At 71.1% G+C, this 22,691-nt stretch carries 18 protein-coding genes; 12 read left to right on the top strand and 6 right to left on the bottom strand.

Annotation, left to right across the window (positions count from 1 at the left end; genetic code table 11):
• Nucleotides 1–612 precede the first annotated feature (612 nt).
• The 7 genes from G3I71_RS51455 to mgtA all read left to right on the top strand — a co-directional run bounded on the left by G3I71_RS51455 (nucleotide 613) and on the right by mgtA (nucleotide 10,592).
• The gene (locus tag G3I71_RS51455) at nucleotides 613–909 is read left to right on the top strand and encodes a hypothetical protein (protein WP_239149430.1); all 297 of its coding nucleotides are present in this window, start codon (nucleotides 613–615) and stop codon (nucleotides 907–909) included.
• A 246-nt stretch (nucleotides 910–1,155) separates the two neighbouring features.
• Nucleotides 1,156–2,283: an MFS transporter gene (locus G3I71_RS30615; protein ID WP_164319619.1), complete on the top strand. Its 1,128-nt coding sequence runs from the start codon at nucleotides 1,156–1,158 to the stop codon at nucleotides 2,281–2,283.
• Nucleotides 2,284–2,399: 116 nt separating this feature from the next.
• A complete protein-coding gene (locus G3I71_RS30610) occupies nucleotides 2,400–4,160 on the top strand; it encodes a beta-galactosidase family protein (protein ID WP_164319606.1) in 1,761 nt (586 codons plus the stop codon).
• Nucleotides 4,157–6,526: a beta-galactosidase gene (locus G3I71_RS30605; RefSeq protein WP_164319604.1), complete on the top strand. Its 2,370-nt coding sequence runs from the start codon at nucleotides 4,157–4,159 to the stop codon at nucleotides 6,524–6,526. Before G3I71_RS30610 ends, G3I71_RS30605 begins: the two co-directional genes overlap by 4 nt.
• Nucleotides 6,527–6,622: 96 nt before the next feature.
• Nucleotides 6,623–7,699 (top strand): LacI family DNA-binding transcriptional regulator, encoded by a 1,077-nt coding sequence (locus G3I71_RS30600; RefSeq protein WP_164319602.1) that lies wholly within the window; start codon nucleotides 6,623–6,625, stop codon nucleotides 7,697–7,699.
• 9 nt (nucleotides 7,700–7,708) lie between these two features.
• A complete protein-coding gene (locus G3I71_RS30595; RefSeq protein WP_164319599.1) occupies nucleotides 7,709–8,068 on the top strand; it encodes a metalloregulator ArsR/SmtB family transcription factor in 360 nt (119 codons plus the stop codon).
• Nucleotides 8,058–10,592, top strand: coding sequence for a magnesium-translocating P-type ATPase (gene mgtA / locus G3I71_RS30590; protein ID WP_164319598.1), 2,535 nt, complete (start codon nucleotides 8,058–8,060; stop codon nucleotides 10,590–10,592). Before G3I71_RS30595 ends, mgtA begins: the two co-directional genes overlap by 11 nt.
• On the opposite strand, the gene G3I71_RS30585 is transcribed toward mgtA, so the two are convergent.
• Nucleotides 10,579–12,087, bottom strand: a complete 1,509-nt coding sequence (locus tag G3I71_RS30585) for an LCP family protein (protein WP_164319596.1) — start codon at nucleotides 12,085–12,087, stop codon at nucleotides 10,579–10,581. The two genes, mgtA and G3I71_RS30585, sit on opposite strands and share 14 nt — an antisense overlap.
• An 86-nt stretch (nucleotides 12,088–12,173) precedes the next feature.
• Between G3I71_RS30585 and tatA the strand changes: the two genes are divergently transcribed.
• Nucleotides 12,174–12,464 carry a Sec-independent protein translocase subunit TatA gene (gene tatA, locus G3I71_RS30580; RefSeq protein WP_164319594.1) on the top strand — a complete coding sequence of 97 codons (291 nt, stop codon included), beginning with the start codon at nucleotides 12,174–12,176 and terminating at the stop codon, nucleotides 12,462–12,464.
• A gap of 741 nt (nucleotides 12,465–13,205) precedes the next feature.
• On the opposite strand, the gene G3I71_RS30570 is transcribed toward tatA, so the two are convergent.
• Both G3I71_RS30570 and G3I71_RS30565 read right to left on the bottom strand, forming a co-directional pair.
• Nucleotides 13,206–13,748, bottom strand: coding sequence for a DUF6114 domain-containing protein (locus G3I71_RS30570; protein ID WP_239149429.1), 543 nt, complete (start codon nucleotides 13,746–13,748; stop codon nucleotides 13,206–13,208).
• On the bottom strand, nucleotides 13,748–14,479 hold the full coding sequence (locus tag G3I71_RS30565; protein ID WP_164319617.1) for a DUF6230 family protein: 732 nt from the start codon (nucleotides 14,477–14,479) through the stop codon (nucleotides 13,748–13,750). Before G3I71_RS30565 ends, G3I71_RS30570 begins: the two co-directional genes overlap by 1 nt.
• A gap of 753 nt (nucleotides 14,480–15,232) precedes the next feature.
• On the opposite strand from G3I71_RS30565, the gene G3I71_RS30560 reads away from it, so the two are divergent.
• Nucleotides 15,233–15,892 carry a Tat pathway signal sequence domain protein gene (locus tag G3I71_RS30560; RefSeq protein WP_164319592.1) on the top strand — a complete coding sequence of 220 codons (660 nt, stop codon included), beginning with the start codon at nucleotides 15,233–15,235 and terminating at the stop codon, nucleotides 15,890–15,892.
• A 33-nt stretch (nucleotides 15,893–15,925) separates the two neighbouring features.
• Here the strand turns inward: G3I71_RS30560 and G3I71_RS30555 are convergent, their stop codons facing one another.
• Nucleotides 15,926–16,897, bottom strand: coding sequence for a lytic polysaccharide monooxygenase (locus tag G3I71_RS30555; RefSeq protein ID WP_164319590.1), 972 nt, complete (start codon nucleotides 16,895–16,897; stop codon nucleotides 15,926–15,928).
• A gap of 386 nt (nucleotides 16,898–17,283) precedes the next feature.
• Here G3I71_RS30555 and G3I71_RS30550 point away from each other — a divergent pair, with 386 nt between their 5' ends.
• The gene (locus tag G3I71_RS30550; RefSeq protein WP_164319588.1) at nucleotides 17,284–19,083 is read left to right on the top strand and encodes a S8 family serine peptidase; all 1,800 of its coding nucleotides are present in this window, start codon (nucleotides 17,284–17,286) and stop codon (nucleotides 19,081–19,083) included.
• Between the two features lie 137 nt (nucleotides 19,084–19,220).
• On the opposite strand, the gene G3I71_RS30545 is transcribed toward G3I71_RS30550, so the two are convergent.
• Nucleotides 19,221–20,087: an NAD(P)H-binding protein gene (locus G3I71_RS30545; protein ID WP_164319586.1), complete on the bottom strand. Its 867-nt coding sequence runs from the start codon at nucleotides 20,085–20,087 to the stop codon at nucleotides 19,221–19,223.
• Nucleotides 20,084–20,740, bottom strand: a complete 657-nt coding sequence (locus G3I71_RS30540) for a ScbR family autoregulator-binding transcription factor (RefSeq protein WP_164319584.1) — start codon at nucleotides 20,738–20,740, stop codon at nucleotides 20,084–20,086. The genes G3I71_RS30545 and G3I71_RS30540 overlap by 4 nt, the downstream gene beginning before the upstream one ends.
• A 258-nt stretch (nucleotides 20,741–20,998) precedes the next feature.
• Between G3I71_RS30540 and G3I71_RS30535 the strand changes: the two genes are divergently transcribed.
• Nucleotides 20,999–21,895, top strand: coding sequence for a ScbA/BarX family gamma-butyrolactone biosynthesis protein (locus tag G3I71_RS30535; RefSeq protein ID WP_164319582.1), 897 nt, complete (start codon nucleotides 20,999–21,001; stop codon nucleotides 21,893–21,895).
• 71 nt (nucleotides 21,896–21,966) lie between these two features.
• Complete coding sequence (locus G3I71_RS30530; RefSeq protein WP_164319580.1) at nucleotides 21,967–22,617, top strand: ScbR family autoregulator-binding transcription factor; 651 nt, start codon at nucleotides 21,967–21,969, stop codon at nucleotides 22,615–22,617.
• Nucleotides 22,618–22,691 lie beyond the last annotated feature (74 nt).

Genomic DNA, 22,691 nt, shown 5'->3' with positions numbered 1-22,691 from the left:
TCGCACCCTCTATGCCGCCGACGCCTGCCGCCGCGCTCATCGGTGCACTCGCGTCCGCCCCTCCGCCGTCGCGCGCCGCCGCGCTCACTCCCGCACCCGCACCGGCCCCTTCCTCGGTGCGCGCCGCCGCCCTCACCCGCGCGCCCGCATCCGTTCTCCCCCCGACTCCATCCGCCCCCCACGCTGTACAGGCCGCCGTACCCGCCTCCTGGCACCCGTCGGCCCCGCACCGCATCCGGCCCGTCCCCCACTCGGCCGAAGGAATCGCCTCACATGGACCGTATGGAACGCCAGCACCGCACCCTCCGTACTCCCGCTCCTGACCCGCGCCCGAACAGCCCGCGAGGCCCGCTCACGTACCTGTCCCACACGCCCCACCCGTCTCACCCATCCCTCACTCCCCATGTACCTCACCCCCTCCGGTCCGCCCTCCGCTTCACGCCGCCGCCGCTCCACGCACCCCCCTCGACCAAGCCTCCACGTGAGTGCCCCGGCCACTCGGGTCGCCCCGGCCGCCTCGTCCTCCCTGCCCGGCCGGCCGCCGGCCCCGGCTGCGACGCCGTGAGGACGCACGGGCAGCACAGGCAGCACAGGCAGCACGAGCGGCGGATCATGGACTCACTGCCCCGCGTCGGCTGTGTCTTCGCCGACGACCAGCACAGGTGGCGGATCGTCCCGTCCGGTTCCCACCCAGGTGTCACCCGGCGGCCGGGCACGCGTTGCGTCGCCGGTGCCCAGTCGGCCGACCCGTCCTGGACGCGCACCCGGCCGGCCTCCCCGTCCGCCCGGCCCCGGCTGATCCACAGCCCCGAGGGCGACTCCCCGTACACCCCGCCGATACCGCTGTACGTCCTCGCCCGCAGGCCGGCCGGCAGTGTTCCGAGCCGGTCGCCCGGCGCGGGCGGCTGATCCCGCCGACTCCCTTGCGAATCCCCTGAGGCGAAAGGCCTCGGGGGATCTTGACGGCACAAATGTTACCGGTAACATTTGTGCCGTCCCCGCACTGGAGCGAGGGCGAGTCAGCCGCGTTCTCGACCACAGGCGACGGGAGTCCACGTGACCGGCCAACCCACCGGACGACCGGCGGTCACCGAGCAGCGAGTCCTCTCGACGCCGCCTACGACCCCGACCGTTCCGGTCTTCAGCCCCGTCGCCGTGGTCGCCTCCTGCATCGGCTTCGTGCTGATCGGGGTCATCCAGGCCCTGTACGGTCCGTCGATCCCGGCCTTCCGTGACGAGTTCGGGCTCTCCCCGTCGGCCGCCGGTCTCGGGCTGAGCGCCCACTTCGCCGGCGGGGTCGTCGGGGTGCTCCTCTTCGACCGGCTGTACGCGCGACTCGGCAACCGGCGCATCCTCGGCAGCTCGTACCTCCTGATGGCAGCCGGCGCCGCGGGCTTCGCGCTGGCGCCGAACTGGCCCGTGGCGCTGGCCGCCGCCCTGGTCGCGGGGCTCGGCTTCGGCGGTATCGACTACGGCCTCAACCAGCTGTTCGCGGTCGGCTTCGGCAACCGTTCGACGGCGATGCTGAACATCCTCAACGCCCACTTCGGCGTCGGCGCGATTCTCGGCCCGGCCCTGATCGGCGTGGTCGGTGCCGAGCACTATCCGGCCGTCTTCCTCGCCTTCTCCCTCGCCAACCTGCCCCTGCTGCTGTGCCTTCGAGGTGTACGGGAACACGTACCGCAGCCGGCGGCCCCGGCACCCGAGTCCGGCAGCCCCGGCGGGCAGGTGCTCGCCCGCAGCCTGGGCTCCGTACTCGGCGTCTTCGTCACCCTCTATGTCCTGCACGTGGGCATCGAGGCGGGCGTCGGCGGCTGGGAGCCGACGCACCTGGAGACGGTCGGATACGGGGCTGCGGGCGCCGCCACGGCCACCTCCGTGTACTGGCTGATGATGACCGCGGGCCGTTTCCTGGCCGCCCCGCTCGCCTTGCGCTTCTCGCCGCAGTCGATCATCGCGGTGTCCTGCGCCGGGATGACCGTCTGCCTGCTGCTGGCCGCCGTACCCGTCCTCGCCCCCTACGCCTACGCGGGCGTCGGCCTCTTCATCGCGCCGATCTTCCCCACCGGGCTGCCCTGGCTGAACCGGGCCGCCCCGCGGGCGCGGAGAGCCGGTGCCGTGGTCATCGCCGCGTCGATGGCCGGGGGAGTGGCCGCGGGACCGGCGCTCGGCAAGGCCATCGAGTGGTCCGGCGTACGGGCCGTGCCGCTGCTGCTGTGCGGGGTCTCGGCGCTGTGCCTGGCGGCCACGCTCTGGCTGATCCGCGCGACCCGGACCCATTGAACGGCTCCCGTTGAACGCCTTCCGTCGAACACCCCCCACTGAACGACCGCTGCCGATCACCGCACCTCACCTCCAGCGAACCGGCTGGAACCCGCGAACCGAAGGGAAACCCCAGCATGCCCGCCCTGACAACGACGTCCGACGGTTTCCTGCTGCACGACGAACCGTTCCGGATCATCTCCGGCGCGATGCACTACTTCCGCGTCCACCCCGACCAGTGGGCCGACCGGCTGCGCAAGGCCCGCCTGATGGGCCTCAACACCGTGGAGACGTACGTCCCCTGGAACCTCCACCAGCCCGAGCCGGGCACCCTCGCCCTCGACGGGATCCTCGATCTGCCGCGTTATCTGCGACTGGCCAAGGCGGAGGGGCTGCACGTCCTGCTGCGGCCCGGCCCCTTCATCTGCGCGGAGTGGGACGGCGGCGGGCTCCCTTCCTGGCTCACCACCGACCCGGACATCCGGCTGCGTTCCAGCGACCCCCGCTTCACGGGCGCCATCGACCGCTACCTCGACCTGCTGCTGCCGCCCCTGCTGCCGTACCTCGCCGAGTCGGGCGGTCCCGTCATCGCCGTCCAGGTGGAGAACGAGTACGGGGCGTACGGCGACGACACCGCGTATCTCGAACACCTCGCGGAGGCCCTGCGCTCGCGCGGGATCAGGGAGTTGCTCTTCACCTGCGACCAGGCCAACCCCGAGCACCTCACGGCGGGCAGCCTCCCCGGTGTGCTCACCACGGGCACCTTCGGCAGTAAAGTCGACCGCTCCCTGGCCGAGTTGAGGGCACATCAGCCCGAAGGGCCCCTGATGTGCGCCGAGTTCTGGATCGGCTGGTTCGACCACTGGGGCGAGGAGCACCACACCCGGGACGCGGCCGACGCCGCCGCGGACCTGGACCGGCTGCTCTCGGCGGGCGCGTCCGTCAACATCTACATGTTCCACGGCGGCACCAACTTCGCCTTCACCAACGGCGCCAACCACGACCACGCCTACCAGCCCATGGTCACGTCCTACGACTACGACGCCGCCCTCACCGAGAACGGCGACCCCGGCCCGAAGTACCACGCCTTCCGTGACGTGATCGCCCGGCACGCGCCCGTCCCCGACGAGCCGGTTCCCGCGCCGAGCGTCAAACTGCCGCCCACCGTCGTCGAGTTGGGACTGCAGGCGCCCCTGCTGCCCAACGCGGGGCTCCTCGCGAAGCCCGTGCGCACCCAGGACCCGGTGACCATGGACGAACTGGGGCTGCGCGCCGGATACGTGCTCTACCGCACCACAGCTCCCCTCGCGGGCGACGGGCTGCTGCACTTCGCGGGCGGGGTGGGCGACCGGGCGCAGGTGTTCGTCGACGGTGCCCCCGTCGGCGTACTCGAACGCGAGCGGCACGACGAGTCCCTGCCGGTCCGGATCCCCGCTGCCGGAGCGGCGGTCGAGGTGCTCGTGGAGAACATGGGCGGGGTCAACTACGGGCCGCGCATCGGCTCACCCAAGGGACTCCTCGGAGCGGTCACCTTCAACGGCACCGCGCTGCACGGCTGGGACAGCCACCCCCTCACCCTCGACGACCTCAGTGCGCTGACCTTCGCCCCCTCGGGCGCGACCCCGGCCGCCCAACCCGCCTTCCACCGGGGCACCTTCGAGGTCGTCACCCCCGCCGACACCTTCCTGTCGCTGCCCGGCTGGACCAAGGGCCAGGCCTGGATCAACGGCTTCCACCTCGGCCGCTACTGGAACCGCGGACCGCAGCGCACCCTCTATGTGCCCGCGCCCGTACTGCGCCCCGGCGCCAACGACCTGCTGCTCCTCGAGCTCAACGCCACCACCTCCGCGCAGGCCCTGCTCACCGACACGCCCGACCTCGGCCCGGTGAAGCCATGACCCGCCACTTCCTCCGGGTCCCTACGGCCACCGAACCCCCGCTCACCGGCCACCTCCCCTTCTCCGACGCGCCGGGAGCCGCCGATCGGATCGAGGTGACCAACCGCTTTTTCACCCGTGGCGGACGCCCCTGGTTTCCCGTCTCCGGCGAGTTCCACTACACCCGCTACCCGGCGGGGGAGTGGGAGGAGGAGCTGCTGAAGATGAAGGCGGCCGGGGTGACGGCTGTCGCCAGTTACCTCATCTGGATCCACCACGAGGAGATCGAGGGCCGGGTCCGCTTCGACGGCGACCGCGACCTGCGCCGCTTCGCCGAACTCTGCGCCCGCCACGGCCTGGACTTCATCCCGCGCATCGGCCCCTGGAGCCACGCCGAGGTGCGGGGCGGAGGCCTGCCCGACTGGCTGCTCGCCCGCACCGGCGCACCCCGCACCGACGACCCCGCCTACCTGGAACCCGTACGCGGCTGGTTCACCGCGATCGCCGAGCAGCTGAAGGGGCTGGACCGGGCGCACGGCGGCCCGATCGTCGCCATCCAGATCGAGAACGAGCTGTACGACCGACCCGGGCACCTCCTTACCCTGAAGCGGATGGCCGAGGAGGCCGGGCTGAGCGCCCCGCTCTGGACCTCGACGGCCTGGGGAGGGGTCCAACTCCCGCCCGACGAACTGCTTCCGCTGTACGGCGGCTACACCGAGACCTTCTGGACGGAGTGGGACGGCGGCTGGTCCGACACCTGCCGCAAGCACTTCTTCTTCACCCACCAGCGCGACGACGAGGGCATCGGAGCCGACCTGCGGCCGACGCACGTGCGGGGCGGCGAACCGGCGTCGACCGACCGATTTCCCTGGGCCACCTGTGAGTTGGGCGGCGGGATGGCCGTGGCCTACCACCGCCGGCCACGCGTCGACGGCGCCGACATCGGTGCCCTCGGGCTCACGAAGATCGGGTGCGGCTCGGTCTGGCAGGGCTACTACATGTTCCACGGCGGCACCAACCCGGCGGGCGAGCTGACCACCCTCCAGGAGTCCCACGCCACCGGCTACCCGAACGACCTCCCCGTCCTGACGTACGACTTCCAGGCGCCGCTCGGCGAGTACGGGCAGTACCGGCCCTCCTACGACGAACTGCGCCTCCAGCACCTGCTGTTGGCGGACTTCGGCGAGGGCATCGCACCCATGGAGTCCGCGCTGCCCGCGCGACAGCCGACCGGACAGGACGACCGGGAGACGCTGCGGTGGGCCGTGCGGGGCGACGGTGACTCCGGTTTCCTCTTCGTGAACAACCATCAGCCGCACGAGCCGTTGCCGGACCACCCGGACACGTCGTTCACCGTGGAGTTCCCGGACGCTCCCGAACTGACGCTGCCCAGCGTGCCGGTGACGATCCCTCAGGGCGCCTACTTCTGCTGGCCATTACGTCTCGACGTCGCCGGACTCCGGCTCGACTGGGCCACCGCCCAGCCGGTGTGCACGGTCGACGTCGGCGGACGTACCGTCCTGGTGCTGGCCGCCACGGACGGGATCCCCGTCGAACTCGCCCTGGACATCGGGACGTTGAGGTACGTGCACACCCCCATGGGGCAGGTCGTGTCCGCCGACGGCCGCTTCCTCGTCACCGGACTGCGGCCCGGCACGGACGCCCTCGTCGAGGTCGGGACGGTGGACGGCGGCCAGGTCGGACTGCTGGTGCTGGACGCGGCGACCGCCCGTACCGCCTACCGGGGCGTGGCCTGGGGCGCCGAGCGGCTCATCCTGTGCGGCGCCGGGGACGGAGTCGTCTTCGACGAACCGGCCGGCGAGGTACGGGTGCACAGTGCGGCGGCGAAGACATCGTTCGCCGTGCTGCCCTCGCCCGAGAGGCCTCCCGGCGAGAACCTGGCGGTGTCCTCCGACGGGGTGTTCACCCGCTACACGCTCCCCACGGGCAGCCACCGCGGCACCCTCGACGTGTCCCTCGTCCGGGCCGCCGGGCCCGCCCCCGACACCGTCACCGGCGTACTGGGCCGGGCCAGTGCCCCCGCGGACACGTACTTCGACACGTCCGCCGCCGAGTACCTCATCGACGTACCGGACGAACTCCCGCGCACCGGAACGCTGTTGCGTATCCACTGGACCGGAGACGTGGCCCGCGCCCAGGTCGGGGACACGCTGGTCGCCGACCAGTTCTTCGCGGGGCGGGTCTGGGAGTTGGGCCTCGACCGGCTGCCGGACGACGCACTCCGGGCCGGCGGCGGGCTGCGGGTGAGGGTGCTGCCGTTCGCCGCCGACGCACCCGTGCACCTGCCGGTGACCGTGCCGGTGGGGGAGGCCGGGATCACGCGGGTCGAGTGGGTAACGGTCCGGACTCACGTGTTCGGAGGGTAGAGCCTGTCGGTGGTGACGTCCGTCCGGCGGCCTATCCTGTGGGCCAGCCGGGCGGGGCACCACCGCCACATGACGAAGCCGAAGGATGCGACCCCCATGACCCGAAGTGCCGGTGGCGGCGCTGCTCCCAAGGGACGCAGCCGGCGCAACTTCGCGGGCGCACGGCCGGTCATGGACGACGTGGCACAGCTGGCCGGTGTCTCCAAGCAGACCGTGTCGCGGGTGCTCAACGACAATCCGGCCGTGCGGGCCGAGACCCGTGAGTCGGTGCTGGAGGCCATGCGGTCGCTCGGGTACCGGCCGAGCCGCAGCGCGCGTTCGCTGGCCAGCGGACGGACCCGGATGCTCGGGGTGATCTCCTTCGACGCGGCCCGCTACGGGCCCGCCTCCACGCTCACCGCGATCAACACCGCCGCCCAGGACGCGGGTTACCTGGTCAGTTCCATCGCCCTCGACACCGCCGACCGGAACACCGTCGTCCGGGCCGTGGACCGGCTGTCGGCGGAGGGCGCCGACGGGGTCATCGCCATCGCCCCGCAACGGCGCGTCGGCAGGGCGCTCGCCGAGGCCCACCTCGACATTCCCCTCGTCGTGATGGACAACGCCCTCGGCGACGACACCCCCATGGTCACCGCCGACTCCCGGGGCGGGGCGCGCCTGGCCACCGAACACCTTCTGGGCCTGGGCCACCGTACGGTCCGGCACATCGCCGGACCGACCGGCTGGACGTCCGCCGAACGCCGGGCCGCGAGCTGGCGCGAGACCCTGGAGAAGGCCGGGGCCGAGGTGCCCGAGCCGCTCGTCGGCGACTGGAGCGCCGACGCCGGGTACGAACTGGGCCGGCGGCTGGCCCGCGATCCGGACGTCACCGCCGTGTTCGCCTCCAACGACCAGATGGCGCTCGGCGCGCTGCGCGCCTTCCACGAGGCCGGCCGCCGGGTCCCGGACGACGTCAGCGTCGTCGGCTACGACGACATCCCGGAAGCCGCCCATCTGCTGCCCCCGCTCACCACGATCCGCACCGACTTCCAGGAGATCGGCACCCGCTCCCTGCGGCTGCTCCTCGCGCGGATCGACGGCCGGGAGGAGACGGGCGCGGACTTGGGCGCCGTGGTCTCCGTCATCCCCGCCCACCTCATCGTGCGACGCAGCACGGGTCCCGCACCGGCATAAACTGGCGCGGTGGTGACAGGTACTACGGGTAACGCCGGTTTCGACGATCCGTCCGCCGAGGTGCTGGCGGAGGCCGCCGGGGCCTTCGGGCTGCTCGCCTCGCCGGCCCGGCTGCACATCGTGTGGGCGCTGGCACAGGGCGAGAGCGATGTGACCGGGCTCGCCGAGCGGGTCGGCGGCGCGCTGCCCGCCGTGAGCCAGCACCTCACCAAACTGAGACTCGCCGGCCTCGTACGGTCGCGACGCGAAGGCCGCCGGCAGGTGTACCTCGTCGACGATCCGGACATCGTCACCGTCGTACGACTGCTGGTCGGGCGGCTGACCGACCGGGCCGACGGCACCCCCGTACGGCACCTCCGTGGAGTCTGATCTGCGGACACCGCGGCGCCTCGACAACTTCCCGCGCGCTCTGACCGACGGCGAGGCCGAGCGGCGGCTGGCGGAGGCCGGGGAGAACGTCGTTCCGGCCGCCCGTCCGATCCGCCGGACCGTCCGGTTCGTACGGAGTCTGCGCGACCCCTTCACCGCCGTACTGCTCTGTCTCGGGCTCGTCTCGGCGGCCGTCACGGCCTGGGGGACGGCCGCCGTGATCCTGTCCCTGGTCGCGGTCAGCTGTGTGCTGCGCGCCTCCGGCGAGCATCAGGCGGAACGTTTCCTCGGCGGGCTGCGCGAGCTGGTCGCCGGTACCGCGACGGTCCTGCGCCGCCCGGCGGGGGGCGGGCCGCCGATCGCCCGGGAGATCCCGGTCGCCGAACTCGTCCCGGGCGATGTGATCCGGCTCGGGCCCGGTGACCTGGTCCCGGCGGACGTACGGCTGCTGCGCGCGACCGGGCTGACCGTGCACCAGGCGCCGCTGACGGGCGAGTCGGCGCCGGTCGCGAAGGACGTACGGCCGGGTACGGCGGACCGGGGCGTGTTCGCGCGGCCCGAGCTGTGCTTCCAGGGCAGTGCCGTCGCCTCCGGGAGCGCCACCGCCGTGGTGGTGGCCACGGGCGCGCGTACGCGTTTCGCGAGCGCGCACGGTGCGGTCGTACTACGGGACAGGAGCGCCTTCGACCGGTCGCTGCACGGGATCTCCTGGGTGCTGATCCGGTTCATGCTGCTCGCCCCGCCGCTCGTGCTGATGGCGAGCGGGGCGCTGCGCGGACAGGGGCCCGACACGCTCCCGTTCGCCGTAGCGGTGGCCGTCGGGCTGACGCCCGAGATGCTCCCGGTCGTCGTCAGCACCTGTCTGGCGCGCGGGGCCTCGGGGCTCGCCCGGGCGCACGGGGTCGTGGTGAAGCGGCTGCCCGCGCTGCACGACCTGGGCGCGGTCGACGTCCTGTGCCTCGACAAGACCGGCACGCTCACCCGGGACCGGCCCGTCGTCGAACGGTCCGTGGACGCCGCGGGCAGGGACGATCCCGAAGTGCTCGCCCTGGCCGCCACGGCCGCCTGGTGGACCCTCCAGCTCGCCGAACCGCCCACCCCGGACGCCCTCGACGAGGCACTGCTGACGGCGGCGGGACCGCTCGACGAGCGGTACGACGGAGTGGCGGCGCTGCCCTTCGACCCGGTGCGGCGACTGGCCACGGCGGTGGTTCGTGTTCGAGTACGGGGTCGGCCGGGGACCCACGTCCTCGTCGTCAAGGGCGCGGTCGCGGACGTCGTCGAACGGTGCGTGCTGGACCCCGCCGAGCGGGCTCGGCTGCTCGCCCGCGCCGACGAACAGGCGGCGACCGGGCTGCGTCTGCTCGCCGTCGCCACCGCCGAGCGGCACGCGCGCACCCGCGCGTGGACCCCCGCCGACGTACGCGGCCTGACCTTCCGGGGATTCGTCGCCCTGCGGGACGACCTCGCGCCCGCCGCCGCCGAGGCCCTGCGCGACCTCACCGCGCTCGGCGTCGGCGTGAAGATTCTCACCGGCGACCATCCGGGCACGGCCGCCCGCGCCTGCCACGACCTGGGCCTCGATCCGGGGGAGGTCGTGGACGGGGACGCGCTGGTCGGCCTCGGTGACGCCGAACTGGCGGACCTGGTCCGGCGTACGACCGTCTTCGCGCGCTGCGCACCCGCCCACAAGGCCCGCATCGTCGCCGCGCTGCGGGCCGCCGGACACACCGTCGGCTTCCTCGGGGACGGGGCGAACGACGTGCCCGCGCTGCTCGCCGCCGACGTCGGGATCGCGCCCCGCGCCGCCGTCGACGTGGCCCGTGAGAGCGCCGACGTCGTCCTCGGGGAGAAGGACCTCGCCGCCGTCGCCCACGCCGTCACGGCCGGCCGGCACAGCAGCGGCAACATCGCCACGTATCTGCGCGTCACGCTGTCCTCGAACCTCGGCAACGTCGTCGCGATGCTCGCCGCCGGACTCCTGCTGCCCTTCCTGCCGATGCTCCCGGCCCAGGTCCTCGCCCAGAACCTGTGCTTCGACACCGCCCAACTCGCCTACGCCTACGACCGTCCCGCGCCCGGTGCCCTGGCCCGGCCGACCGTTCTGCGCCCCCGTGACCTCCTCCGCTTCCTCGGCGGCTTCGGCGCGCTCAACGCCGTCGCCGACCTCGCGACCTTCGCCGTGCTCGCCCTGGCGCTGCACGGGCCCGACGCCCTGGACGACCGGGCCGTCTTCCACTCGGCCTGGTTCACCGAGAACCTCCTCACCCAGGCCGTGGTGATGCTGCTGCTCCGTGGCGGCGGGGGCCGGGTCACGGGAGCCGTCGGGCGGGCGGCGGCCGGGCTCGCCGCTGTGGGGCTCCTGCTGCCGCTCTCCCCGCTCGGCCCGCTGCTGGGGCTGACGGGGCTGCCTGGGCCGTACTACGCGCTTGTGGCGGCCGTGCTGGGGCTGTACGGGGGTGTCCTCGCCGTCGCCCGGCGCCGGCGGTTCCCGGCGCGGGCCGCCCGGGTCAGCCGTAGCTGAGGTTCGAGCAGATGTTGTCGTCCGCCGAGCGGGCTCCCTCGGTGACGTCCTTCGGGATGGCGGTGGGCTGCGGGGTGGCCGTGGAGCCGCCCTTGTACGACTGGCCGACGACCACGTTGACGCCCGGCGCCGTCACCGGCTGGATGGCCGCGCCGGGGAAGACGCGGGCCGCCGTCTGGGCGTCGGACTTGTGCCCGGGGCCGTACTCGATGACCGTCGTCGCGTGGTTCTGGCTGCTCGCGGTCGCCGTGCCGGTGACCGTGAAACCGTCGGAGGTCAGCTCGGCGGCGGCCTTCGCGGCCAGGCCCGTGATGGTGGTGCCGTTGTAGACGGTGACGGTGATTCCCCTGCCGGACACGGGAGTCGTGGCGGCCGTGGGACTGGCGCTCGGCGAGGCCTTCTTCTTGCCGCTCGCGTCCTTGCCGTCCAGGGTGCGGTCCGCCTTGAGGGCGGCCCAGAGGTCACTCGCGTCCGGTTCGACGATCGCGACGCGCGCGCCCTGGTACCGCCAGGGGATGGTGACGAACTTCGTGTTGTGCAGGTCGATGTCCTTCAGCGACATCGCGAAGGAGATCAGCTTCTGGGCGGAGCCGAGACCAGGGTCCACGGTCAAGGACTTGGTGGCCGCGTCGGCGAGCGGGAGCAGCTTGGCCGGGCTCAGACCATTGCTCTTCACCTCCTTCAACAGACTTGCCACGAAGGCCTGCTGGCGCTTGATACGGCCGATGTCGGAGCCGTCGCCGATGCCGTGCCGGATCCGGACGTAGTCCAGCGCCTTCTGACCCGAGACCGTCTGCTCGCCCTTGTCGAAGAGGAGTTTGCCGCGCGTGGTGCGGTTGGGGTTGAGATCACGCTGGTACACGTTCTGGGGGAGGCACACCTTCACCCCGCCCACCACCTCGGTCAGCGCGGCGAAGCCCTTGAAGTCGACGACGACGGTGTGGTCGACGCGCAGACCCGTGATGCTCTCGACCGTGTTCTGGGTGCACGCGGGGTTGCCCTTGGCGGTCTCGCCGACCGAGTAGGCCTCGTTGAACTTGACGCCCTGCCGGGCGGTCGTCCACTTGCCGTCGGGCAGCTTGCAGGGCGGGATGGTGACCAGGCTGTCGCGGGGTATGGAGACGGCCACGGCGTTCTTGTGGTCGGCGTAGACGTGCAGCAGGAACGCGGTGTCGGAGCGGCCGATGTCGTTCACGTCGCCGCCGCCGAGTGCCGCGTTGCCGTCGTTGCGCGCGTCCGAGCCGATGACCAGGACGTTCTCGCCCTTGGACGAACCCGCGGCGGGCCGGTTGTCCGAGATGCCGCCCGCGTCGAAGGTCTTGATGTCACGGTCCAGCTTCAGATAGACCCAGCCGGCGCCGGCCGCGAGGAGCAGCAGGAGCGAGAGGCAGATCGCCAGTGCCAGCCGCCCACGCCGACCCGGCTTCCGCCGCCGGGCGCCCGCGGCGGACCGGTGTCTCTGGGGTACGGCCTGCCTGCTCGTGCTGGTGGTCATCGGCGCCCTTCTCACGTCTCACCCTGGTTGTACAGTTGCGCAAAGTGGCAACTGTTGTGTGAGACGAAGGAAAGGGCGGTGAGGTTGTGCTCCGGAACGGACTGGAACCCTGGCACCTGCTGGTCGTGGCCATCGTGGTCATCGTGATGTTCGGCTCGAAGAAGCTGCCGGACACGGCACGCGCGCTGGGGCGCTCGATGCGCATCCTCAAGAGTGAGGCGCAGGCACTGAAGGCGGACGGGTCGTCGACCGGGCCGGCCGGAGAGGGATCTTCGCAGGTGGGCGGCGGTTTCTCGGCTGATCCTGTCGTCGACCGGGCCGAGCCGGTTGTCGCCGAGTCCGTTGCCGATCGACGGGAGCCCGTCGTCGATCGATAAGATCATCCGCCTGGTCGCTTCCGAACCGACCATCCTCCCGCGCTCCTCGTGGCCGCCGCAGAGGACGCCGAGGACGCGGCACGGGCCCTCGGCTCTCGGCACCTGGTCCCTCGACACCCGCTCGGACCTGGCCGAGGCGCGCCGCGACCTCCGGCGGACATCACGCCGGCTGCCGGACCACGGTGGCGTTCGACCGGACCACAGTGGCGTTCGACGCCCTCGTGCATCACGCCGTCGACCTGTCCGGTGCCCACGGCCGCAGACCGCGCGTCCTGTACGTCGGTACGGCCATCGGGACGCCGAGCACTTCACCGCCCGCATGGGATAGGCCGCCCGGATCGCGGGCTTCGACCTCACGCCGCTGTGCCAGCTTGCCGGGCCGGCCTTTGCGAAGGCCGCTGACTCGATCGTGTGATGGCCGGCCTCCGGGCTTGCAGTGCCCTGGGCTGTTCGGGTTGGCGTGGCGGTGCGATCTGGGACACGAGGTGCGGTGTCTGGGGGCACCCCCTCTGGGGGAGTGCGGGGCCCCTGCTCCACCGGTGTGATGGTTCAGGGCCTCCTCGTCGCCTCTGGCCGTACCTACTCGGCCAGGTCGTGAGGGAACTGGCCTCCCGGCCCGGACCACGCACAGGATGTGTGTCGCCGCCTCGGGGTCGAGTACGCCGGGGACCAGTTCGCCCAAGACCGTTCGGGGCGCGCGGCTGAACGGGCTCACGCCCGCTCGGTCCACAGGAACGGTGCCTACATCGTCAGGTGTGAGGGTGACGCGGCGGTCGAGGAGCGCATCGAGCCGCGCAGGCTGCCCTCGCTGCCTTCCTGACCGTCGTCCGCCGTTGTGGCCTCCGTGCTCTCCGGGGCCACCATGGCGGCCTTGCCCTTCCGCTTGTCCTCGCGTCGCTGGCTGCGGCTGACACGCGGTTCCTGGTCGGGAAGCCAGCCGAAGGCCATGCAGCTGCCTACGGCTCCCAGTGCGAGCCCCACGAAGAAGCCGCCGAGGTTCGAGGTGACCCAGGTACCAAGCGTCAGCATGATGCCGACGATCGAGTAGAACAGGCGCTGCGCGGGATTGAAGAGGATCAACAGACCGCACACCACCATCAGCGCCGGCAGCATGAAGCCCGCAAGGCCCTGCATACCCAGGTGCACGACGATCTTCAGGGAGACCTTCATCGTGACGAGGATCTCCACCCCGCCCAGAGTGAGCAGCAGCCCGCCCACGAACGGACGGTGGGCCCGCCACGTTCTGAAAGCGGGCCCCACCTCCTGTTGGTCCATGCCCAACATCAGCAACCCGTATCGCTGAAGCTGAGCTTCAGCCCGGGCAGCTTGAACACGGCTGCCGTGGTGGCGTAGTTGGTCGACCGCAGGTTGGCGATGCGGATGGTGTCCGCCTGCTGACTGAAGACGCCGGCCGGACCCTTGACGCCTGCCTTGTCGAGCGTGCTGGCGTCGTTGCCGATCTCGATGTTGGTGAAGGACGCGTCGCCCGACTGCTCGGTGCCGTCGAGCGTCAGGTCGGTCGCGGACACCGGAGTGCCGTTGCCGCCCGCCTTGATCAGCAGGTTGATGCCGCCGAGGTCGACGCTCTGGCACAGCTTGGTGATCGTCGCGGTCTTGATCGCGGTGGTGATGACCAGGACCTGGCCGCCGGTGTCGCCCTCGTTCGGGCTGCCCTCGATCATGTGGTCGAGGGCGCCGAACTGCTCGAAGCCATCGCCCTTCATCTCGGTGGCGGTGACCGTGAACGGCATGCCCGAGATGGCGAACTGGACGCCCAGGGCGCCCTGGGCGGTGAGAACCGCGAGCGTGGCGGCGACCAGGGTGGCCGGCACCGCCATCACGGCGGCGCGGCGCGCACGGACCCGTCCGCGTCGTTCGGTGCCCTTTCCGGCACCTTGGAAGAATTCGGACACGTTGGTGGATCCCGTGGCCCCGGCGCCCTCGAAAGCGTTACCGCTTCCGGGCTGCTCGGGGTTGGATCCGGCGGACGACGAGGCGTCCGAGGACGAGGCCATGGCTGCTCCCAGTACATAGTCAACTGCGTCAATGCTGGTCACGCTTGATTGGCACGTTGTCCTGGCGCGGACAGCGGCTGCGGCGTACGTCTCCTCACAACTCCCGGCGGTTGCAAGGGCTTTCACGGTTACGCCCCAGTAGCCGCCGAGGAAGTTACCCGTGGTTACTTTCGAGGGTCAAGGGAGTTGTGGAAAAAGGGTGCGGATTATGCTCCACCTGTGACTTCACGGGGCGATCGAGGGCCCTTCGGGGGGTCCGAAGGGCCCTCGGAGGGGTGCGGCCCGGGTCGGGGACGCACGCGGAAGTCCAAGGAGGAGTCGGCCGGAAGTTCGATGGGTTGCATCAACTTCCGTTCGGGGTATTGACGTTGACGGTCCCTCAGGTCTAGAACTCGACCTGGTTTCCCCGGATCCGTGGCGCCGGATCCGCAGCGATGCGAGTCATCGCTCTTCCCGGACTCTTTGTTCATTCCGCAGTCCGCCTCCGAGGCACCGGCATGGCCGTTTCCCCCCTGGGCCACCGCCGGTTCGCCCTGTCCCGCCCGGTCCGGCAGGAAGCCTCCCTCCAAGCCTTCCTGCCGGTCACCGGCCGGTTGTCGTTGCCGGTCCGTCACGTACGGAGAAGGCGTTACGGGCCGGCAACGGCATCATTCCCGCGTCCTTCATGCGTTCCGCACGCGTACTTTCGCGTGTCCCGACCTCTTCGACACCACCCCTCAACACCCCCAGTTCCAGAAAGAGGCACCCGCAATCATGCGTACTCGTACCCGCTCCGCCATCGCCCTCGCCGCCGCCGTCGCCGGGCTCTCGGTCGCCGCGGTCACCCCCGCGTCCGCCGCCGACACCGTCCTCACCATCAACAGCGCGGCCGGCGACGCGGTCGCCGTGGGCGACGTCCTCAGCGCCTCCCTCGCCACCGGCACCGCCGCCACGCTCTACTCCAGCGCGACCGGCACCAGCGGTGTCTCGTGTGCGGCGTCGACCTTCACGGCTGCGGTCGCCACCAACCCCTCCGCGCCCGGCACCGCCACCGAGTCGGTCACCGCGCACACCTTCGGCACTTGCACCAGCAATGTCCTCGGCGTGCTCGGCGTGACCAGCGTGACCGTCAACAACCTGCCGTACACCACCGCGGTGGGCTCCGACGGCTCCGTCGTCGTCAGCCCGGCCTCGGGCTCCGTCATCCAGACGACCGTTGTCCTGCGCACCCTGCTGGGCAGCATCAACTGCGTCTACCAGGCGCCCAGCCTGACCGGTACGACCGGCACCGCCGACAACAGCATCAACTTCACCGCCCAGGCGTTCACCAAGTCGTCCGGTTCGTCGCTGTGCTTCAGCAGCGGCTACTTCACTGCCAAGTACGCCCCGGTGACGGACGTGACGCAGGGCGGCGCCACGGTCTTCGTCAACTGACGAACCGTCAATGAGCGGCTGGGTTGCCGGTGTTCACCGGCGGCGCAGCCGCAGAACGAGGGCGGCGACCACGGCGAGCAGTACCGCCGCGGCGCCGGCCGCGACCAGGTGCCGTGACCCGGTGCCGTCGGTGGCTGACGCCACCGGCGCGCCGGCCACGGTGCTCCCGGTCTGTGGGGCGGCGGAGTCGGCGGACTCCGTCGCCCGTCCCGTTTCCGCGGCCTGCTCCGGCTGTCCGGCCGGATCGGCCGAAGCGGTGGCCTCGGCAGGCCTGGACTGTGCCGCGGGGGAGGCGGTGGCGGTCGGCGTGGAGTCTCCGGAGCTGCCGGAGTCGTCCGTGCTGCCCTTCGCTTTCGGGAACACCACGTCCGAGCACGAGTAGTACGTGTCCGCCGTACTGGAGTTCTGCCAGATCGTGTAGAGCACATGGCGACCGGTCCGGTCGGACGGCAGCGTCATCCTGAGGCGGTACGCGTCGCCCGTCAGCGCGGGGTCCTTGACCTCGGCGAACGGCTGGTCCGGCAGGTCGGACCAGTTCAGCGGGCCGGACGGGTCGTACCCGGGCTTCGTCAGGAACATCTTGAACGTGCCGGTGTGCGGGATCGTCGAGCGGTACGTCATCGTCAGCCGCGCGCCCGGCGTCAGTGTGGTCGAGGGCCAGTCGGAGCGTGCGAGGTCGAGTCCCCGGTAGGCGGACAGCCCGCCGCTGCACAGTCGGCCGTCGGGGATCACCGCGCGGTCCCGGCCGTACACGTCTCCGACCCGCAGGTTGTCCCAGAAGGTGAAGGGCTCCCCGCCGTTCGCGGTGACCGCCGCCCGGCAGGCCGCCGTACCGGCCAGGCTGCCGCCGTCGGGGGAGCAGGCGTAGGCGCGGCTGACCGGCGAGGTCGGGGCGCCGTGCGCCTGGGCGGGACCCGCCGCGGACAGGGTGAGCAACAGCGGCGCCGCGAAGGCGGCGGTGCCGGCGAGTGCGGCGGCCGAGAGGGTGCGGCGGTGGGCGGTCATCCGGAACGTCTCCTCGACCAGGGGGAACAGGTCTGCTTTCGGGCAGTACGGGAAGTGGGCGGGCCGCGTTCAATCAGCGGGCGGATCCGGCAATCCGCCGTAACTCACCCAACCCGGTCAACCGGCCGTCGCGCGGAGTCGGTTTCCGGCGCTCAAGGGTGTGGATCCGGCCTGATCGAGGGTTTCCCCTGTATCCGGATGACCTTCTCTTTGCCTACTGTTCCACCACAGCCGCCCCATAGGTAACCCCGGAACGGGCCGCTCGCGCTTGGCCGGCCGCCGCGCCGCTTTTCGAACCGCACCCCCGCCGCTTCGACGACGAAGCGATTCGCCCGCCACTCCCCGCTGCCCGCGCGGCCCGGAGTACGGCACCGAAAGGCAAGCCCTTGCGTACTTCAACCACCCGTGCCACGGGGCGGAAGCTGATATCCGTCGCCGCGGTCTCCGCCGCCCTGGTGGCAGCGGCCACCACCTCGGTCGCCGTCGCCCAGGAGCCCGTCGCCCCCGGCGTCACCGTGGACGCCGCCGCACAGGCGGTCGCCGCCCCGGCCGAGCGACTCATCGTCGGCTACAGGACCGGCGCGGCCGAGGCCACCTCGAACCAGGCCGCCGACGCCGACGCCGCCGCCAAGGGCAAGGAGGCCGGCGAGAACCTGGACTTCCAGCGCCGCCTGGGCACCGGCGCGGCCCTCGTCGACCTGGGCGAGGAGCTCAGCAGGACGGACGTCGCCGACGTCATCGCCGAGTACCAGGCCGACCCGCAGGTCGCCTACGTCGTGCCGGACCGCCTCAACAAGCCGATGGCGGACCCGAACGACACCGAGTACGCCAAGCAGTGGGACCTGTTCGAATCGGCCGCGGGCATGCGCGTCCCGGGCGCCTGGACCACAGCGACCGGCACCGGCGTGACCGTCGCCGTCATCGACACCGGTTATGTCACGCACTCCGACGTCGCCGCGAACATCGTCGCCGGCTACGACTTCATCGCCGACACCGCGGTCTCCGTCGACGGCGACGGCCGCGACAGCAACCCGGCCGACCCCGGTGACTGGTACGCCGCCGGTGAGTGCGAGCAGACCGAGGGCAGCAGCTCCTCCTGGCACGGCACGCACGTCGCGGGCACCATCGCCGCCGTCGCCAACAACAACAAGGGCGTCGCGGGCATCGCGTACAACGCGAAGATCTCCCCGGTCCGCGCGCTCGGCAAGTGCGGCGGCTACGACTCCGACATCATCGACGCCATCACCTGGGCGTCGGGCGGCACCGTCTCCGGTGTCCCGGCCAACACCAACGTCGCCAAGGTCATCAACATGAGCCTCGGCGGGGGCGGCGCCTGCTCCTCGGCGACCCAGAGCGCCATCACCGGCGCGGTGAACCGCGGCACCACGGTGGTCGTCGCGGCCGGCAACGAGAACGCGAACGCCTCCACCTCCAACCCGGCGAACTGCAACAACGTCATCACCGTCGCCGCGACCGGACGCACCGGCGCCCGGGCCTCGTACTCCAACTACGGCTCCGTCGTGGACATCTCGGCCCCCGGCGGCGAGATGAGCACCGGCACAGCCAACGGCATCCTCTCCACGCTGAACTCCGGCGCGAAGACCCCGTCCACCGAGTCGTACGCCTACTACCAGGGCACCAGCATGGCCACCCCGCACATCGCGGGCCTGGTCGCGCTGATGAAGTCGGCGAACTCCTCGCTCACCCCGGCCCAGATCGAGACGGCCATCAAGAACAACGCCCGCGCCCTGCCCGGCAGTTGCTCGGGCGGTTGCGGTGCGGGTCTGGCCGACGCGACCAAGACCGTGCAGGCCGTGAGCGGCACCGGCGGCACGACGGGGACCGTCTTCTCCTCCAGCACCGCGGTCTCCGTCCCGGACAACGGCTCCGCCGTCGAGTCCTCGATCGCCGTCACCGGCCGGACCGGCAACGCCCCCTCGGCCCTCCAGGTCGGCGTGGACATCACCCACACCTACCGCGGTGACCTGGTCATCACCCTGGTCGCGCCGGACGGCACGACCTACCCGCTGAAGGCTTCCAGCACCTCGGACTCCGCCGACAACGTGAACACCACGTACACGGTGGACGCCTCCAGCGAGACGGCCAACGGCACCTGGAAACTGCGTGTCCAGGACGTGGCCGCCTCGGACACGGGCAAGATCAACAGCTGGAAGCTCACCTTCTGATCTTCCGGCCTTGCGGCCCTCAGGGGCGAACCACCCGCCGGTTCAGGTGAACTGACGGTGTGACACGAGCGGGCGGGTCGGTCGGCGTGGATGGACGCCGGCCGGCCCGCCGTCGTGTTCACGGGCCCTCGAGCTCGTCACCCGGCCGCCGGGCCGCCGAACTCCGCCCGATGGTCCGCCGCCCACTCCCGGTACCCGCGCGCCGACCGGCCGAGCAACTCCGCCACGGACGGCTCCACCTGCCCCTTCGACCTGTGTCGCCCCCGCACGGCACTCTCCGCGAGAGCGTGGGCCACCGGCTCCGGATAGCGCGCGAGCAGCCCTCGAAGTATCTGGTCATCCGTCAGTTCCACGAACTTCAGCGCCCGTTGCAGCAACTCGCCCAGGATCTCCGTCTGTTCCACGGGGGTGATCCCCGCGGGCCCGGTGAGCGCGTACGCCTGCCCCGTGTGCCCCGCCGGGTCCGTGAGCGCGCGTACCGCCACATCCGCGATGTCCCGCGGGTCGATCGCCGCGGTGGCGACGGTGCCGCTCGCGCTCCGCACCACACCCTCCGCTCGGATCGAACGGGCCCAGCCCAGCGTGTTGGACATGAAGGCGCGCGGTCGCAACAGGGTCCAGGACAGGCCCGAGGCGCGCAGCAGCCGCTCGTTCTCCCGCTGCCACTCCGTGACGAGATCCATGGCGTCGGGTTCGGTCACCGACAAGGTGGTCAGCTTCACGATGTGCCCGACTCCCGCCGCGCGGGCGGCTGTCAGGAAGTTCTCGTCGTACGCGTGCGTCAGCGGATTCACCGTGACGAGCAGCGCCGACCGTACGCCAGTCAGTGCCCGGTGCAGGCTCGCGGGGTCCTCGAAGTCTCCGCCCACCACCTCGGCGTGCGCGCCGGCGAGTGAGGCGGCGCGCTCGGGGTCGCGGGCCAGCAGCCGTACCGGCCCGGCGGCGGGAAGGCGCCGGGCGACCAGGCGGCCGACGGTGCCGGTCGCGCCGGTCAGCAGGATCAAGACGCCTTCAGGTCGAGGGAGTCCATGGAGGAGAGGATCCGGACACCTCGGTCGGCCCTGCTGTCGAGGCCGAGCAGCAGCCCCGGCACCGCGATGCTCGGCAGGATGTGCGCCCACAGCACGGACAGCCGGTGGCCGAGATCGGCCCGGTCGGTCATCGCCCGGGACATCAGCTGGATGCCGGTGAAGCCGCCGACCAGCAGGTCCACCGTCTCCGGCGGATCCACCGTGGGCAGCAACTCGCCCTGCTCCCGTGCCTGTTCCATCAGGGACGTCAGCCGCTCCGACCACTGCCGGAAGGGCTCCCCGTGATCGACGTGGCTCGGCGTCTCCTGGTCCACCGCCAGCCGGACACTGCCCCGCAGCAGGGAGTTGGTCAGCAGCCGCTGGCCGACCATGAACGTCATGTCGATGATCTCCTGCAGCTTGCAGGGCTGCGCCGGCACAGTGCCGAACGGCACCTGCTCGGCGAGCACCGCCTGCGCGAGCGATTCCTTGGAAGGGAAGTGGAAGTACAGGGCGCCCTTGGTGACCTCGGCCCGCTCCAGCACCATCGCGATGGTGGTCGAGGTGTAGCCGTGCTCGTCGAAAACCGCGCCCGCGGCTTCCAGGATCGCTCTGCGCGTCCTGATGGCGCGCTCCTGCTTCGCCATAAGAACCCTTCCCTGGCGCCCAGTTGGCCGGTGTCCGTATCAGTGCCCAATGTGGTGCCGTGCTGTGCGTGACGGCGCGTCGTCAGGTGCGCCTGAACCGCCGATCATAGGGCCGGGCCGACTGATCTCGTTGAAAACAAACCGGTCGCCTCGTACTCTATCGCTCACCTAAGCGGGCGCCTTTCCGTCTGCCACGCCATACGGGGGACCGAGGGAGAGACATTGCTTCCAGTGCCGCAGTCTGCCGAAATCCCAGTCATGACGGCCAACGTTCCGCGTCAACTCGTGCACCGCGCGTCGATCGCGGAGACGTTCCCCACCGGTTGGTCCCGCACGGAGACCGACCGGTTCAGCGTTTCCGCGCAGTGGCCGCGGGTCCATTGTTTACACGTGTCGCCGGACCGGACGACATACGATCCGCTGCTTGTCGTGGAGACCGTGCGGCAGGCCGGAACGCTGCTCAACCACACTGAGTACAAAGTGCCGTTGGACCACCAGTTCGTGCTCCAGGAGTTCCGGATCACCACGTTCCCCGAGCACCTGGGCGTGGGGTCGGTACCGGCCGAACCCATCGTCGACATCACCTTCTCCGACATCCGTCATCGAGGCAAGCGCCTGGTCTCGGCCCGCTACGAGGCAGACGTACGTCTGGACGGCGAACTGGTCGCACACGCCGACGTCGCCTTCACCTGCACCAGTGGCGCCGTCTTCGGCAGACTGCGCGGCGGTCGTACGGCGGCCACCGTGACCGCGCTGCCCGTTCCGCCGGGGCTGCCCGCCGCCGAAGTGGGCCGGGGCTCGGCGGCGGACGTGGTCCTGGCGCTGCCCCAGCAGGCCGAAGGTCACTGGCAGTTGCGAGTTGATACCGGTCATGCTGTTTTCTTTGACCATCCACTTGACCACATACCGGGCATGTTGCTCCTGGAGTCCGCCAGGCAGGCCGCGCTGGCACGAACGGGCTCCGACAGGGGCCTGATACCCGTGTCCTTCGACACGACCTTCCACCAGTTCGCCGAACTTGACCTGCCCACCTGGATCGAGTCGACGGACGAAGGCGGCGGCGCCCTGAAGGTGGTGGGAACGCAGGAGGGACGCACGGTTTTCGAGTGTGTGGTGGGTACTGCGGAACGGTCGGCTATCTTGTACGGCGAGTAATAAACAAACGGCATATCCCGTTTTTCTCAGGGGAGTTCGGGAGCACCGGTAGGTGGGGAGGGGTGTCGCCGATGGCGAGGCAGTTACGCGCCGAGCAGACCCGCGCGACGATCATCACGGCCGCGGCCGACCTGTTCGACCGCCACGGATACGAATCGACCAGCCTGAGCGACATAGTCGAGCACGCCCATGTCACCAAGGGCGCCCTCTACTTCCACTTCGCCGCGAAGGAGGACCTGGCCCACGCCATCCTGGAGATCCAGTCCAGGACCTCCCGGCGGATGGCCAGAGACATCGACGGCCGCGGCTACTCCTCGCTCGAAACGCTGATCCGCGTCACGTTCGGGATAACGAGGATGGCCGTCGAGGGTCCCATCGCCAGAGCGGGGCTTCGTCTGGCCGCCGGTGATGTCACCGTACGGCCGCCGCTGCGACACCCGTTCCGAGAGTGGTCGGAGATGGCCTCCGGGAAACTCCTCGGCGCGGTCAAGGAGTCCGACGTACACCCGGACGTCGATGTCGACGCGATGGCGCAGTCCCTCGTCAGCTTCTTCGTCGGCAGCCGCATGGTCAGCCGGGCGGTGGAGCCGGTGGGACGCCAGCCCCGCCGGACGGCGGACATGTGGCGGCTCACCATCAGGGCGCTGGTGCCCACACCCAGGCGGGCACGGTACCTGGGTCTGGTGACACAGCTGGAGCGGGAGATACGGGCGGTGGCGTGAGACGGGCGGGGCGGGCCCGCTGATCCGGTGGGGGTCCCGGACCGCCCCGCCTTCGCCCGATGACGGCCCGGGCC

Origin of the sequence: Streptomyces sp. SID12501, from assembly GCF_010550245.1 — a bacterium.
Taxonomy (GTDB): domain Bacteria; phylum Actinomycetota; class Actinomycetes; order Streptomycetales; family Streptomycetaceae; genus Streptomyces.
Note: the sequence above shows the minus strand (reverse complement) of the source record. Positions and strands in the feature narration are given on the sequence as shown.

Excerpts from the sequence above, each read along its gene's own strand:
- G3I71_RS51455 (WP_239149430.1), top strand. The coding sequence starts at position 613 with ATGGACTCACTGCCCCGCGTCGGCTGTGTCTTCGCCGACGACCAGCAC.
- G3I71_RS30610 (WP_164319606.1), top strand. The coding sequence starts at position 2,400 with ATGCCCGCCCTGACAACGACGTCCGACGGTTTCCTGCTGCACGACGAA.
- G3I71_RS30605 (WP_164319604.1), top strand. The coding sequence starts at position 4,157 with ATGACCCGCCACTTCCTCCGGGTCCCTACGGCCACCGAACCCCCGCTC.
- G3I71_RS30600 (WP_164319602.1), top strand. The coding sequence starts at position 6,623 with ATGACCCGAAGTGCCGGTGGCGGCGCTGCTCCCAAGGGACGCAGCCGG.
- G3I71_RS30585 (WP_164319596.1), bottom strand. The coding sequence starts at position 12,087 with ATGACCACCAGCACGAGCAGGCAGGCCGTACCCCAGAGACACCGGTCC.
- G3I71_RS30570 (WP_239149429.1), bottom strand. The coding sequence starts at position 13,748 with ATGTTGGGCATGGACCAACAGGAGGTGGGGCCCGCTTTCAGAACGTGG.
- G3I71_RS30565 (WP_164319617.1), bottom strand. The coding sequence starts at position 14,479 with ATGGCCTCGTCCTCGGACGCCTCGTCGTCCGCCGGATCCAACCCCGAG.
- G3I71_RS30560 (WP_164319592.1), top strand. The coding sequence starts at position 15,233 with ATGCGTACTCGTACCCGCTCCGCCATCGCCCTCGCCGCCGCCGTCGCC.
- G3I71_RS30555 (WP_164319590.1), bottom strand. The coding sequence starts at position 16,897 with ATGACCGCCCACCGCCGCACCCTCTCGGCCGCCGCACTCGCCGGCACC.
- G3I71_RS30540 (WP_164319584.1), bottom strand. The coding sequence starts at position 20,740 with ATGGCGAAGCAGGAGCGCGCCATCAGGACGCGCAGAGCGATCCTGGAA.
- G3I71_RS30535 (WP_164319582.1), top strand. The coding sequence starts at position 20,999 with ATGACGGCCAACGTTCCGCGTCAACTCGTGCACCGCGCGTCGATCGCG.
- G3I71_RS30530 (WP_164319580.1), top strand. The coding sequence starts at position 21,967 with ATGGCGAGGCAGTTACGCGCCGAGCAGACCCGCGCGACGATCATCACG.